Raw genomic sequence first — 14,564 nt, 5'->3', positions numbered from 1 at the left:
TTCCTCGTTGCTCAGGTCGCGGGAAAACGTTCCACTGCTGCCGCGATCGCCTGCTCGGCAAATGCGGCAGCGTCGAGGCATCGGGCATCGTCCCAAGGGCGGCAGATCACCTGCACGCCGATCGGGGCGCCTCGCGCGCCCCTCAATCCCGGCACGTTCACACACGGGCAACCGAGCAAGGTCCAATTGCGATTGAACGCGGGGTCGCCCGTTGACGCGTGGCCCTCGGGCGCTTCGTCGGGCGCGCTCGGTGTGAGCAAGCCGGTGATGCCGTCGAATAGTTCGGCAAGCCTCGCCTTCGCCTGTTCCGCGAGCACACATGCCTCGATGTAGGTTGCGGTATCGACCCTCGCTGCACGATCAAGAAAACCGGCAAGCATCGGCGATAGATCGGTACGATGATGATCGTACTCGAAGCCCAACGACTGATACGCCTCATAGCTCTGGATGGTGTTGTGCGCGGCGACCAGGTCGGCCATCCACGGCGCGAAACGCACACGCCGCACGCGCCCTCCCGCCTGCTCGATGGCGCGCACCGCTCTGTCGAGTACGTCACTCGCATTCGCTGACGGCGCGGTCCATGGGTAGCTGTCCGGCACGCCGAACACCGGGCCAGCCGTCACGCCGCTCAAGGCAAGTGACCGGCCCGACAGGGCCTGTGCGAAGTAAGCCACGTCACGCACACCGGCGCCGAATAAGCCGACCGTATCGAACGACCACGAGAAGCACTTCATGCCGACGGTCGGCAACATGCCGAGTGTGGGCTTGTAGCCGGCGATGCCGCAGAACGAAGCGGGCCGAATGGTCGAGCCGCCAGTCTGCGTGCCGATCGCGAAAGGCACGATGCCGGCTGCCACCGCGGCAGCCGACCCAGATGACGATCCGCCAGGGGTACGCGTCAGGTCGCACGGATTGCGCGTCACAGGCGGCGTCATATAGGCGAATTCGCTGGTAACGGTCTTGCCGATGACAATGCCGCCGTTACGCCGTAATAACGTGACAATCGCGGCATCGGACTTCGGTTGATGGCCTGCGTAAATTGGCGAGCCGTAGCCGGTGACGAGGTCGCTCGTGTCGAAGATATCTTTCACCGCGATCGGTATGCCGGCCAATGGACCCGTTGCATCGGCGGCCGAGGTCAATGCCGTTTCCCGCTGCGCGACGGCCGTCATCGCCCTCACCTCGGGCTCGACTTCCTCGATGCGCGCAAACGACTCGAGAACGGCGCGTTCGCGCTCGCGCGGGTCGCCGGCGGTTTTCTCGAGCAGGTCAAGCCCTGAGCGGGGTCGATAAAAAGAGTTTGCGTTCGTCATGTGCCGCCTTTCGTCATGGTCATCCTGAATGTTGCTTACACACGCAGGTGTTCGAAGATCGATCCTACCGCTGCTTCATCTTTCGCGTTGCCATGCTCGAGGATCTCGCCTTGCTTGAGTACCGCGTAGCGGTCGGCAACCTTCAGCGCAAAAGGAACATTCTGCTCTACCAGCAGCAGCGTCGTGCCGTGCTGGCTGCGTTCCCATAGCAGTGCGTCTGCGAGACGGTCGATCACGGACGGTTGCAACCCTTCCGTAATTTCGTCGAGCAAAATGAGCGAAGGACGCATCATGAGCGCGCGCGCCACCAGCAGCATCTTCTGTTCGCCGCCGGAAAGCGTGCCGGCCAACTGCTTCAGACGACTTGCGAATACCGGGAACACGGGCTCGATCGCGGCAAAGCGTTCGTCGAACGCCGACGCCTTCTGGAGCCCAAGACGCAAATTGTCGCGAATGGTGAGGTCCTGAAACAATGCATGTTCCTGCGGCGCGTAAGCAATGCCCTCGCGCGCGATCTGATGAGGCGCCATGCGCGTGATATCTTGCCCGCGCGCACGAATGGCGCCGGCTTTCTTCGGCAGATAGCCCATGATCGTCTTGAGCACCGTCGTCTTGCCCATGCCGTTCTTACCGAGCAGCGCGACGGCCTCGCCGTCGGCAACGGTCATCGAGAGCTTGCGCAGCACGACCGAAGCCTTGTATCCGCTCGTCACGTCCTGCAACTCCAGCGCAATCTGGCTCATGACGCCTCCTGATGTCCGACGTTTTCGCCTGCCGCAGCGCTTTGCGCAGTCCCGGCATAAATCGTTCTGACCAGCTCCGAGTTGACGACTTCGTCGAAGTTGCCTTGCATCACGATGCGCCCCTGATGCAGGACCACGATACGCGTGGCAATTTCGGCCACGAAGTCGAGGTCGTGCTCCACCAGCAGACAACAAAGCCGATACTGGTGAGCCAACGCGGCGAGCACATTGCCGATTTGCGTGCGCTCCGTTTTGGTCAAGCCTGCCGTGGGCTCGTCGAGCAGTACGATACGCGGCTCCAGTGCGAGCACCATCGCCAGTTCCAACGCCTGCTGTTGGCCATGCGAAAGATCCTTCGCGACAGCGCCCAGCCTCTGATCGAGATGGGTGGTACGCAGCACCTCCAGCGCATAGGGCGGCAGCGCAAGCGTCGTGGAGCGTCGCAGGAGCGATGGCCGCTCGATGATGGTGCCGGCGATTCTCAGGCACTCCGCAACGGTAAGCGTCTCGAAGATATTTGCGTTCTGGAACTTGCGCCCCAAGCCGAAATGCACGCAGCGATCCGGCGGCAATTGCCGGACGTCGTTGCCACACAGCGTGACCGTGCCGGCAGAACGTTCCGCGCCGTCGCTCATGCAGCGCATAAGCGTCGTTTTGCCGGCGCCGTTCGGGCCGATGAGACCAACCAGTTCACCGCCATCGGCGTTCAGATCGATGCCTTGCAACACTTTCAGGCTGCCGTAATGTTTGGCGACGCCGTTCATCTGCAGCGCTGGCACTGATAGCGCCCGTTCATGAGCTGCGCCGACGTCGCGCTCAACCAGCTTCGGTTCGGCGCCGTGACCCGCAAGATGACGTAATGGCTTGAGCAACAGCGGCACCAAGCCTTGCGGCAACAGCACAATCACAGCCACGAATGCAGCACCCAGAATCAGTTGCCACGCGAACGGCATGCTGCCGCTGAGATAGGCGGTCCCGACATTGATCAGAAGCGCGCCGATCACCGGCCCCCACAACGTTCCCCGACCGCCGAGCGCGACCCAGATAATCAGTTGGGTGCCAAGGACAAACCCAGCCAACTCAGGCGCGACCACGCCGCTGAACGATCCGTAGCCAAATCCGGCAACGCCGGCGATGGCCGCGGTTGCAACCAGCAAGACGATCTTGACGAGCGAGGTATTGATGCCGAGATATGCGCAGCGTGATTCGTTGTCGCGGATAGCAGCCAGCACGCGGCCGCCGTCGCTACGAACAAATAGCCACGCAATCGATGCAACAGCCAGCAGCGCAGCGCCGGCGAGCCAGTACCAGGTCTGCAGCGAAAGATCGAAGGTCTCATAGCCGGTGAGTCCCGAACTCGAGCCCGTCCACGCGCCGCCGGAGAGCAGCAACTGGCTGAGAACGATCGGCAATACGAGCGACATCACCGTCGCGAAGAACGGCGACGCACCGCGATAGAACGACAGCCAGCCGAGCAATGCGGCCACGGCCGCGGTCACCGCGATAGCCGCTCCCACGGCAAGCACCACATAACCCGCCGAAAAACCGCCGTGCGTAAACACAAGACCCGCCGCATAGGCGCCCAGACCGAAGAACGCCGATTGCCCGAACGTTAGATACCCGGTGTAGCCCCACAGGATATCCACGGTCACGGCCACGATCGAGAAAAAGAAGGCCTGAATGAGGACGTTGAGCAAATACGAGCCGAAGACAAGCGGACCCGCGGCCAGCAGCACGACAACCAGGCCACCGGCCACGAGCAGACCGCGTCCGTGAATCGTTCGCCCGTTGCTTACCCGCTCATCGTTTTGTACAGCTTGATCTCCGGTTCCATGTGGCGAAGCGTCGACTTTAACCATGAGAGAACCCCTTGGGACGAATGCGCAGCGTGAGCGCCGCCAGCACCGCGATAGTCAATCCGCCCAGCACCGGACTAACGAACGTGCTGACCAGCACCTGGCAAGCGCCGAATACGAGGCACGTCACCAGCAAACTGAGCATCGAATGTCCTGAAACCATGACCAGCATGAACGCGCTCACCAGCCACGGCAGTCCCATATCGGGGTCGACGCTCGACAGCGGCGTAATGAGCGTGCCGGCGAGGGAACCGAGCGCAGCGCCCAGACTGAAGGTGATAAACCGGATGCGGCCGGAATGAATGCCGAGCCCTCGCGCCAGATCCTCATTCATGATCACCGCACGCGTCTTGATGCCGAAGCGCGTTCCCGTGAGCAGCGCGGTCATGAGAATGCACAGACCGAGTGCGATCGGGATCAGCAGCAAACGATAGGCCGAGTAATCGGTCCCACCGATGGTGACGGCTCCTTTGAGCGGCGTCTCCACGAACTGCGCCTCGCGGCCGAAGGTCATCACGATGAGCTGCCCAATCACGATGCCGAGACCCCAGGTAGCGAGGATCGCGTCGAGCGGTCGCTTGTAGAGCGGACGCACGATCACCTGCTCGACGAGCATGCCCACGACGGTACCCACCACGACCGCGAGCGGCAGTCCGAGCCATGGACTCAGCTTGAGTTGCGTCACGACGAAGCTCGCGTATGCGCCTATTGTTAGTAGCGCACCGTGGGCGAAATTGACGATTTTCATCACGCCGAAAATCACCATCAACCCTGCGGTCACGATGAACAGCACCGCCGCGGTTGTGAAAATGTCGAGTGCCAGAACCATTGTCTTCTCCGGTCGCATCCGCCTGCGAATGTGCATCAGGCGGATGCTGTATTTCCAGTTGCGTCTACTTGATATTCGGGCACTGCGCGCCCGGATCCACGCTCGGGAAGGTCTGCAAGATCTTGATCGAGCCATCTGCCTGGATCTGGCCAAGGCGCATGGCGAGAGGCGTGTGGCGGCTCCTGTTCATGGCCACTGGTCCGCGTGGCCCGTCGAACGACACCTGGCCCAGCGCCTTGATCACCTTGTCAGCGTCGGTTGAGCCCGCCTTTTCAACCGCAGCCTTGTACAGGAAGAAGGCTTCGTACTGTGGCTCGGACAACTCGTTCGGCGTCTTCAGATCCTTGCCGAATTTCTTGTCCATGGCCGCGAGAAACTTCTTGTTGCCCGGCGTATCGATGCCCGTCAGGTAGGAGCCCGACATATACATGCCCGTGGCGACGTCGCCCATACTCTTCGCCGTGCCTTCGTCGATCGCCAGGTTGCCATAAGGCAGCGTCATGCCGGAGCCCTTCAACTGTTTGGCGAGCGACACGTTAGGCGCGCCGCCGGCCGTCGCGCTGATCAACGCATCGGGATGAGCCGCGCGGATCTTGGAGAGAATCGGTGTCCAGTCGGTGCCGTCGATCGGCAAGTACTCCTCGCCGACCACCTTGCCGCCGTGCTCCTCGATGTACTTTCTGGTGAATCCAAGCATACCGCGGCCAAAAACGTAGTCGTTGCCGACCAGATAGAAGGTCTTGGCGCCCTTGCTCTTCGCGAAGTAATCGACCACCGGCGCGACCTGCTGCTCAGGCACCCAGCCATTGATATACATCCACGGGCTGCACGAACGGCCCTCGTAAAACGACGTATATACGAACGGCTTCTTGCCACGCGCCACGATCGGCAGCGCCGCGTTACGCGCGGCGCTCGTTTCCATGGAAATGATCGCGTCGACGTTCTTCTGGAACACGAGCGTGTCGTACGCTTTCTGCGCGCCGACTGCACCGGACGCGTCGTCGGTGATGTCGAGCTGCAACTGGCGGCCCATGATCCCACCTGCTGCGTTGATTTCGTCGACAGCGAGTTGCGACGACTGCACGACGGCCGGCGCGACCACGCTATTTGCGCCAGAGAGCCCCACTGCTACGCCGATCCTGATCGGATCGGCAGCGAGCGCGCTCATGCAGGTGCAGGCCGCGACGAGCGCCGCGGCGGCGCCAAGGATTTGTCTATTGAACGGAGTCATGGATTTTTCCTCACAGTGGTCGAATGAAATTCTTGTGTTTCGTACGGGTGTGCCATCGGATGCCTCATGCGCGCGAGGTCGGCCAACCGGTGCCGAGCATCGGGTCGTACACGTCCGCGCGCCGATCGCTCAGCACGTGATTGAAGGCGTTCAGCGTGCGTTCCGAACGGGTGCGCGTCAGATCGATTGCGGCGTACAGGATTTCTTCGCGATCGACACTGGCCGGGCCTGCGACCGGCCATCCGTTACCGCCCACAATCAGGCTCTGGCCGACGAACGGTTGACCACGCTCCGTGCCGATGCGGTTTGCACATGCGATCGCCACGCCATTGCTGTGCGCGGCCGCCATGGTGAGCGTCGTGGCCATGGCGGGCCGATCGTCCGGCTGCGCCGGCATCGGCACCCAGTTGGTCGGCACGCAGACGATGTCCGCGCCTTGCATCGCGGCAAGCCGGTATGTTTCGGGAAACCAGCCGTCGTAGCAGATTGCGATGGCGATTCGTCCCAGCGGCGTGTCGAACACCGGAACGCCACGATCGCCCGGTTCGAAGAAGCGATGTTCGTTGTTCCAGAGATGCAGTTTGCGATAGACGCCGATGTGACCCGCCGGGCCAGTCAGGATCGCTGAGTTGTAGAGTTGCTTGCCCGCCCGCTCGGCAATACCCATCACGACATGGACGCCAAGGCGCTGCGTCGTTTCCGCAAGCAATTGCGCGGTTTCCCCTTCCGGCAGCGTTTCGGCCAGCGCGAGCGCCTCATCGCGATCGTTGAACACGTAGCCGCTATTGGCCAGCTCCGGCAACACCACCAGAGACGCGCCGTGATGCGCCGCGGCTTCAATGTGGCGGATGCATTGCGCCACGTTGTCGTGCTTACTGCCGACATGAGGTTCCATCTGAACGCATGCGACCACCAGGTCTGCGACACCACGTTCCGCGGGGTTGTACTGCAACGTCATCATTTCTTCTCCCAAAAGCAAAAAGCCCCCGAACCAGCGTTGGACGCAAGTTCGGGGGCTGCATAGCCATTCATATGTAGCACGGCATCGTTGCCGTGGAGCCGCCGGAAACAATGACGGCTCAGTCGAAGCGAATTTATGAAGCCAAATTCAGGATGTCAAGCGGTTTGACTGCGCCCAGGGTAATTCCTTGGGGACGTGTTTCTGGTCAGTTCGAAATCTAGAATCCATAGCGAACCCCTTGATATGAGTCCCTTGCTGAACGATGAGCGGAAAGCACCCGGCGACGCGGGATCTGCACACGCCACCGGGTGTGCCCGCGTTAGCCCGCCTGCGAAACGAGGCCTCGCAGAACGGTTTCCAGTTCCACCTCGCCCTTGACGATGTCGGCTTCATCGCCTTCGAAGGCGATGAAGCCTTCATTGAAGCCGTCGAGCATGCGCATGCGCGGCAACGGGTCCGTCGTGCCTTGGGAGCGGAACAGCTCGCCCCATGTTTCGCGCAGCACCACCTCCGCACGAACCGGACGACCGAGCACCTGGGCAAATGCCGCGGCCAGATCGTTCGGGCTCACACGTTGCGGTCCCTCCAGCTCGACGACACGCACGCCAAGCCAGGTTTGCTGAAGCAGTTGCGCGGCAACGCGACCCACGTCCGAGGTAGCGACCATCGGCACCGCCTTGTCGAGCGGCTGCAGAAAGCTGGGGATCACCCCCGCGTCGCGGGCAGGCGCCACGTCCCACGCCGCGTTTTCCATGAACCAGCCGGGACGCAGGAATGTCACCGGCATCGGCAAATCCTGAAGCGCCTGCTCCATCAGCGTACGTTGCGTGAGCAGATTGATCTCGGTGGCTTGCGCGCCGATCGTCGACAGGCAGACCACCTTGCCAGGCGCCGCGGACTGCAGCGCCCCACGCACAGCGTCAATGACTGCACGTGCCTCGGGAAAGCCCGGCGACGGATCGAACTCGGACGGCGGCAGGATGAAGACGCCTTGCGCGCCCTCGAAAGCGGCGGTTAGCGATGCCTCGTCGTCCATGTCGGCCGTCACCACTTCACATCCGCGCTCAGCCCACGAACGTGCCCGGGCCGCATCGCGTACAACCGCGCGAACCGGCTGGCCCGCTGCGAGCAACGTGCGCGCCACCGCGCCGCCGACCTTTCCTGTTATTCCTGTGATTGCATACATTGCAGTTTCTCCATGCGTAAATAGATGTGTCCCGAGTGCCGATCACTGACCAGTGCTCAAGCGTGTTGCAAGCCGTGATACAACCCCTGCTCGAACTGTCCATACAGATCCACCACGCGAGGGTCGTAGAACGGCAGGATCTGCGTGAACAGCGTGCCGGTCACCTTCCTGACAGGATCAACCCAGAAATAGCTATTCAGCAGTCCCGCCCAGCTAACGCTGCCCGCGCTGCGGCCATGCGGACCCGGCTGCGTGTTGATGTCGAAGGAAAGCCCCCACTTGTGCGGCATGCCAGGAAATTGATCGAAGCTGTTCGACCACGCCGGCTGTGCTGTCTTCATTTCGGTTACCTGAAGATCTCCAATGTGATTCTGGAACATCGTCGCAACGGTGTCGGCGCGCAGGACCCGCTCGCCGCGGTACGTCCCGCCGTTCACGAACATCTGCAGGAACGCCATGTAATCGCGCGGCGTGCTGAATGCCCCGCCGCCGCCCATAAAGAATTCGGGTCGCTGGTTGATCTCGAACGGAGCGGGCTTGAGCGATCCATCGGGTTGCCGGTTGTGCATGGTCGCCACGCGTTGCTTCTGCGCGCCACTGATCAGAAATCCCGAATTGCTCATGCCCAGCGGTGCGAAGATGTGCTCGCGAAAATAAATCTCCAGCGATTGATCGGTGACTGCCTCAACCAGCTTGCCCACCCAGTCCATTCCGATGCCGTACTGCCAGCGCTCGCCAGGCTCGAACTCCAGCGGCGCCTTGAACGCGCCGTTCATCGAGTAGCCAATATCCGGCATGCCGGTCACCTTTTCGTACCGGCTCATGTTTTCGCTCCAGATGCTGTAAGTAAAGCCGGACGTGTGAGTCAGCAGATGACGCACGGTAATCGTGTTGCGCGCAGGGCGCAGTTTCGGCTGTCCGGATGCGTCGAAGCCGTCCAGCACTTGCGGCGACTTCAGTTCCGGGAGAATGTCGCCCGCGGGTTGATCGAGTGAGAGCCTGCCCTGCTCGATGAGTTGCATACAGGCGGTCGCAGTGATCGCCTTGGTCATCGATAGCAGCCAGAACACCGTGTCGGGCGTCATCGCCGTACCCGTCTGAGGATTGGCATGGCCGGATGCGCCCTCGTAGACGAGCCCGCGCTGCGTGGCACCCATCGCCACCACACCGGCTACGGCGCCGTTGTCGACGGCCTGCCGCAGGGAAAGATCAATCGCGGCAAAGGCAGGGTTGCGGACCAGAACACGATGACGCTCCTGATGACCCTCCGCGGCCTCTGTTCCGATGCTGGTCAATCCGCCCACGGCGGCGACCGCCAGGAGGCCGGACGCCCGCTTCAACAGGTCGCGGCGGGTGAGTTGAACGGTCATCTCCTACTCCTTGGAAATTGGAATGAACGATGATTGGTGTGACGCGCCGATCAACGATGTGCATAAAGCGAGTTGAACGGTGCATTCGCGAGAGCTGCCTCGGCAACGCGATTGCCCGAATCGGACGAACCGCTGCGCACACCGCCCACGCCGCTGGCGACGTTCGACTCGGCGCCCTTCCGCGCGGCCACTGCTGCTTCGGCTGCCTGAATGTCGGTGGGGTAATGCGGATCATTGGCGCGGCCGGGCTGGTAGCCCACGCTTTCCAGCTGGACGAGTTCCGCGCGCACCTGGGCACGCGTCACGGTCGAGGATTCCTGAGCGTAGCCAGCGACAGGGAAGGCGATGGCGGCGGCAATAGCAACTGCGAAATAACGGGTATTCATGGCAATGCTCCTTTGGATCGTTGCGGTCGAAACGGACCGTTGGGATGCATTGTGGGTAAACTCGATGAGAAACTAAATGATACGAATGACACTTGTGAAGTGACAGGTAGTCACTAATGGGCCATAGTGCGGTTTTTGAAGCAATTCGCGGGGAGCGTCAATGAGATCGTCCAGCGAGAATCTCTCTAGCGGTATCAGCGTATTTGCGGCCGTCGTCGATGCGGGGACGTTCGCAGCTGCGTCCGAAGTAATGGGTATGTCACCCCCCGGAGTTAGCCGGGCAATCGCCCGGCTCGAAAAGCGGCTAAAAATACGGCTCTTCAATCGCACGACCCGCGCCGTTTCCCTCACGGAAGAGGGCAAACGGTTCTACGAGCAGGTCATGCCGCACTTAAGGGGAATGGAGGAAGCGGCGGCCGCCGCTTCAGGCGGCACCGCGACAGTGCGCGGGAAACTGCGAATCAATCTTGATCCCGCTTTTTTTCGAATCGTTCTGGGCCCGAAGCTCGACGAATTCATGGATGCGCATCCTGAACTTGAACTCGAGTTCATTGCGAGAGATCAGCTCGGCGACCTCATCGTGGACGGCTTCGATCTGGCCTTGCGATTTGGCGAACCGCGCTCATCCAGTCTGATTGCGCGAAAGCTTCTGGACACGGCAGTTGTCACCGTCGCAGCACCCTCGTACCTCGCGCGCCGGGGGCGGCCAGAGGAGCCTCAAGATCTGGGTCGCGGGGCGCACCGGTGCCTCGAGTTCCGAAACCCGGAAACCGGCAAGCCGTATCCGTGGGAGTTTCATCGCAAGCGCAAAAAGCTGGTTGTCGAAACGAATGGACGGCTTACGGTGAACGATCCGAGCGCACTCTTCAACGCGTGTCTGGCCGGCTCCGGCATCGCGCAGATGCTTCTGCTCGGAGCGGAACCCCTGATTCGGGAGGGACGGCTCGTCAACCTGTTCCCAGACTGGCCGGATGAACGCTTCCCGCTCTATGCGTACCATCCATCACGACACCACACGCCGGCCAAGACAAGGGTGTTTCTTGACTTTATCGTCGCCTTGGCGAGTACAAGTTAGCCAATAGCCGCAGAGGGGCCCGCGCGTGCCGCTTCAAACCCGCCAGGCCGGCCCCTCGGGAAAGTCATACTCATCAAGCGACGCGGCATGCATTTCGATGCTGTAGCCGGCACGTTGCGGCGGCATATAACGGCCGTTTCGAATCACGACAGGGTCAACAAAATGCTCATGCAAATGATCCACGTATTCGAGCACCCGGTTGTCCAGCGACGCCGACACGCAGATATAGTCGAACAGTGAAATGTGCTGGACGTACTCGCACAAACCGACCCCGCCCGCATGCGGACACACGGGCACACCGAATTTCGCCGCCATCAGCAGGACGATGATCACTTCATTCAGACCGCCCAGGCGGCAACTATCGACCTGACAGAAGTCGATGGCCTGCGCCTGCAGCAACTGCTTGAACATCACCCGGTTATGGCAGTGCTCGCCCGTCGCGACACCGATAGGCCGAATCCGCTCGCGGATAGCGGCGTGGCCGAGAATGTCGTCGGGACTCGTGGGTTCCTCAATCCACCAGGGATCGAATTCCGCCAGGCGCCGCATGTTCGCGACCGCTTCGTCGACATCCCACACCTGGTTCGCGTCCATCATCAGCTTCAGGTTTTCGCCGATTTCTTCGCGCAGGATGCGGGCACGGCGCATATCTTCTTCAAGATTGCCGCCCACCTTCTGCTTGAAGTGCGTCCAGCCCTGCGCGACGCCTTCACGTGCGAGCCGGCGAATCTTGTCGTCGTCGTAGCCGAGCCAGCCGGCCGACGTCGTGTAGGCCGGATAGCCATGCGCCAGCATTTCCGTTTCGCGCTCGCCTCTTGTCTTTGCATGACGGTGCAGCATGGCGATGGCTTCCTGCGGCGTGATCGCATCGGTCACATAACGGAAGTCGAGGCATCGCACGAGTTCTTCGGGGCTCATGTCGACGAGCAGTTTCCACACCGGCTTGCCTTCCGCTTTGGCCCACAGGTCCCAGGCCGCATTCACGACAGCCGCAGTCGCCAGATGAATCGCGCCCTTGTCCGGACCGATCCAGCGCAACTGGCTGTCCGACGTCAGCGTGCGCCAGAAGGCGCCCATGTTCGCAGCGATATCCTCGAGCTTTGTGCCGATGACCAGCGGGGCAAGCGCCTTTACCGCACTTACGCAGATCTCGTTGCCGCGGCCGATGGTGAAAGTAAGGCCATGGCCTGTGAGACCCGTCGGCGAATCGGTTTCGAGCGTCACATAGGTGGCGGAGTAATCCGGTGCGGCGTTCATCGCATCGGAGCCGTCGAGTGAACGCGAGGTCGGGAACCGAATGTCCCGGACGGACAGCTTGGTGATCGTGGGCATCTGAACCCCTCCTCTGCGACAGCTATCGTCTTCTGCTTATAAGCAAAGAGGCCGTACGTGCACGCCCCACCTCTTTGCAGCCACCTTCGTTCCAAGCGGACACTTGGCAGCACGAGAAAAGAAAAGGGAGCGCCATGCCCCCTCCTCTCTCTTCGCGTCAGGTAGTGCCGGTCAATCGTAGAGCACAGCCGCGATCTTCGGATCGCTCATATTGCTCTTGTCGTACCAGTAGAAGCCCGTGTCGACTTTCTTGGGCAGCTTCTCGCCCTTCAACGCCTTCACCGCTGAGTCGACAACGCATTTGCCGATGCCGACCGGGTTCTGCGTAATGGCGCCGGCCATCAAGCCCGAATTGATGTCGTCCTTCTGCTCCTTACCGGAGTCATAGCCGATCAGCACGAGCTTCTTGCCTGATTCCTTGATCCCGATCGCAGCACCTTCCGCCGACCCTTCATTCGCCCCGAAAATGCCCTTGAGATTGGGGTTGGCCTGGATCATCGTCTTGGCGATTTCCGCCGACTTCAGGTGGTCGCCGCCGCCATACTGGACTGAGACGATCTTGATGTTCGGGTGCTTCGTTTTCATCTCATTCAGGAAGCCGTCGCGGCGATCGATGCCGGTGCGGCTGGTCTGGTCATGCACCACCAGACCCACCTCCCCGGCATTGCCGATCGCCTCGGCCATCTTGTCAGCGGCGAGTGCCGCCGCGGCAAGATTGTCGGTCGCGCACGTGGTCAACGGAATGTCGCTGTCGACGCCCGAGTCGAAGGCGATCACAGGTATCTTGGCTGCCTGCGCCCGCTTCAACAGGGGAATGGCTGCCTTGCTATCGAGCGCGGCAATGCCGAGCGCCTGGGGCTTCTTGGCGAGCGCCGCCGAAAGCATGTCGATCTGCTTATCGACCATGGCCTCGGTTTCCGGACCCTCGAAGGTGATCCTGACGTTGTGCTCCTTGGCCGACTGTTCCGCTCCGGCTTTGACCGCCTGCCAGAACTGGTGCTGGAAGCCCTTCGAGATCAGCGGGATGTAGGTGTCTTGCGCGAACGTCACACTCGTTCCGCCAATGAGCGCGCCAACGCCGACCACGACACCGACTAGTTTTCTTTTCAACATGGGGTTCTCCTCCTAAGTTGGCCATCAACCTTCAGCCGTGCGGGGAGCCTTGGGCGCTCCCTTTTCTTGATCCTGTTTCTTGATCCTGTTCTTGACCCTGTTTCGCGTAGCGTCCACCTTCGTCAGCTTTTCTTGCGCCGCAAAATGTCGGCATAAACCGCGAGAATGATGATGAGGCCGGTCACCACGATCTGCCATTCCTGTGCGACGGACATGATGCGAAGGCCGTTGGTCAGCACGCTCATGATGAACGCGCCGATGATCGTGCCCAGAATCGTGCCCGAACCGCCGCTGAGCGAGGTCCCGCCTATGACCACGGCGGCGATCGCTTCGAGTTCGTAACCTTGGCCTAGCGCGGGCTGGGCCGAATTCAGCCGCGAGGCGATCAGCAGCCCGGCGATGCCGCAAATGGCCCCAGCGAGGCCGTAAATGGCGATCTTCCACCGGTCGACATTCACGCCCGAAAGGCGCACCGCTTCTTCGTTGCTGCCGAGCGCAAACGTGTAGCGGCCGAGTGCCGTGCGATTGAGCGTGATCGAACTCACCACCGCAAGGAAAAACAGGATCAGGACCGCGTTCGGAACCGGCAGGCTCGGCAGGAAAGAGCCAATCAGCGAATCCTGGGAAATCATGTAGAAGTTTTCGGTGTCGGTGAAATAGATCGGCTTGTCGGCCGAGACGACGAGCGAAAGGCCTTTCAGCAGCAGCATCATGCCCAAGGTGGCAATGAACGGCGGAATTTTCATTTTCGCCGTGAGGGTGCCCGAAATAGTCCCGCAGATCGCACCCGTCCCGATCGCAGCCAGGACGCCGGTCCACATCGGCAAATGCCAATAGGTCAGAAACACGCCGCAAATCACGGCCGTGAAGGTCATCAAGGTGCCGACGGACAAATCGATGCCGCCGGTGATGATGACGAACGTACAGGCAATCGCCAGCACGCCGTTGACGGCGGTCGCCTGCAGAATCCCGAGCATGTTGTCCATCTGCATGAACGCAGGGGACGCGAAGCTGAAAAAGACCAGCAACAAGATCAGGCTCCCGAAGGCGAGCAGCTTTTGCAGAGCAGTCGGCGTAAAGACGCGGGCTCTGAGGCCGGACAACCGTCCCTCGTTAGCGAGCGTCGAAGTATCCGATGGCTGTGTCATAAACTGGATCTCTCCTCTTCG

At 61.2% G+C, this 14,564-nt stretch carries 13 protein-coding genes; 1 reads left to right on the top strand and 12 read right to left on the bottom strand.

Annotation, left to right across the window (positions count from 1 at the left end):
• Nucleotides 1–11: 11 nt before the first annotated feature.
• From KHO30_RS24660 to KHO30_RS24620, 9 genes are all read right to left on the bottom strand, one after another.
• Nucleotides 12–1,313 carry an amidase gene (locus tag KHO30_RS24660; RefSeq protein ID WP_211702624.1) on the bottom strand — a complete coding sequence of 434 codons (1,302 nt, stop codon included), beginning with the start codon at nucleotides 1,311–1,313 and terminating at the stop codon, nucleotides 12–14.
• A gap of 35 nt (nucleotides 1,314–1,348) precedes the next feature.
• Entirely contained in the window at nucleotides 1,349–2,056 is a 708-nt protein-coding gene (locus tag KHO30_RS24655; protein WP_093633181.1) for a branched-chain amino acid ABC transporter ATP-binding protein, read from the bottom strand.
• Nucleotides 2,053–3,915, bottom strand: a complete 1,863-nt coding sequence (locus KHO30_RS24650; protein WP_211702623.1) for an ABC transporter permease subunit — start codon at nucleotides 3,913–3,915, stop codon at nucleotides 2,053–2,055. The genes KHO30_RS24655 and KHO30_RS24650 overlap by 4 nt, the downstream gene beginning before the upstream one ends.
• On the bottom strand, nucleotides 3,908–4,741 hold the full coding sequence (locus tag KHO30_RS24645; protein ID WP_200564904.1) for a branched-chain amino acid ABC transporter permease: 834 nt from the start codon (nucleotides 4,739–4,741) through the stop codon (nucleotides 3,908–3,910). The genes KHO30_RS24650 and KHO30_RS24645 overlap by 8 nt, the downstream gene beginning before the upstream one ends.
• 64 nt (nucleotides 4,742–4,805) lie before the next feature.
• Nucleotides 4,806–5,972 (bottom strand): substrate-binding protein, encoded by a 1,167-nt coding sequence (locus KHO30_RS24640; RefSeq protein WP_211702622.1) that lies wholly within the window; start codon nucleotides 5,970–5,972, stop codon nucleotides 4,806–4,808.
• Nucleotides 5,973–6,036: 64 nt separating this feature from the next.
• Nucleotides 6,037–6,933 carry a nitrilase family protein gene (locus KHO30_RS24635; RefSeq protein WP_211702621.1) on the bottom strand — a complete coding sequence of 299 codons (897 nt, stop codon included), beginning with the start codon at nucleotides 6,931–6,933 and terminating at the stop codon, nucleotides 6,037–6,039.
• Between the two features lie 319 nt (nucleotides 6,934–7,252).
• The gene (locus KHO30_RS24630) at nucleotides 7,253–8,119 is read right to left on the bottom strand and encodes an NmrA family NAD(P)-binding protein (protein WP_211702620.1); all 867 of its coding nucleotides are present in this window, start codon (nucleotides 8,117–8,119) and stop codon (nucleotides 7,253–7,255) included.
• A gap of 56 nt (nucleotides 8,120–8,175) precedes the next feature.
• A complete protein-coding gene (locus tag KHO30_RS24625) occupies nucleotides 8,176–9,489 on the bottom strand; it encodes a serine hydrolase domain-containing protein (protein WP_211702619.1) in 1,314 nt (437 codons plus the stop codon).
• A 50-nt stretch (nucleotides 9,490–9,539) separates the two neighbouring features.
• Complete coding sequence (locus KHO30_RS24620; RefSeq protein WP_211702618.1) at nucleotides 9,540–9,875, bottom strand: DUF4148 domain-containing protein; 336 nt, start codon at nucleotides 9,873–9,875, stop codon at nucleotides 9,540–9,542.
• 160 nt (nucleotides 9,876–10,035) lie between these two features.
• On the opposite strand from KHO30_RS24620, the gene KHO30_RS24615 reads away from it, so the two are divergent.
• The gene (locus KHO30_RS24615; RefSeq protein ID WP_211702617.1) at nucleotides 10,036–10,950 is read left to right on the top strand and encodes a LysR family transcriptional regulator; all 915 of its coding nucleotides are present in this window, start codon (nucleotides 10,036–10,038) and stop codon (nucleotides 10,948–10,950) included.
• A gap of 33 nt (nucleotides 10,951–10,983) precedes the next feature.
• Here the strand turns inward: KHO30_RS24615 and KHO30_RS24610 are convergent, their stop codons facing one another.
• The 3 genes from KHO30_RS24610 to KHO30_RS24600 all read right to left on the bottom strand — a co-directional run bounded on the left by KHO30_RS24610 (nucleotide 10,984) and on the right by KHO30_RS24600 (nucleotide 14,543).
• Entirely contained in the window at nucleotides 10,984–12,282 is a 1,299-nt protein-coding gene (locus KHO30_RS24610; protein ID WP_093633190.1) for an L-fuconate dehydratase, read from the bottom strand.
• Between the two features lie 171 nt (nucleotides 12,283–12,453).
• Entirely contained in the window at nucleotides 12,454–13,395 is a 942-nt protein-coding gene (locus KHO30_RS24605) for an ABC transporter substrate-binding protein (protein WP_200621635.1), read from the bottom strand.
• 122 nt (nucleotides 13,396–13,517) lie between these two features.
• The gene (locus KHO30_RS24600) at nucleotides 13,518–14,543 is read right to left on the bottom strand and encodes an ABC transporter permease (RefSeq protein ID WP_093633192.1); all 1,026 of its coding nucleotides are present in this window, start codon (nucleotides 14,541–14,543) and stop codon (nucleotides 13,518–13,520) included.
• Nucleotides 14,544–14,564 lie beyond the last annotated feature (21 nt).

It is taken from the genome of Paraburkholderia aspalathi (genome assembly GCF_905220735.1).
Taxonomy (GTDB): Bacteria; Pseudomonadota; Gammaproteobacteria; order Burkholderiales; family Burkholderiaceae; genus Paraburkholderia; species Paraburkholderia aspalathi.
This window is presented reverse-complemented; position numbering and strand designations above follow the sequence as displayed.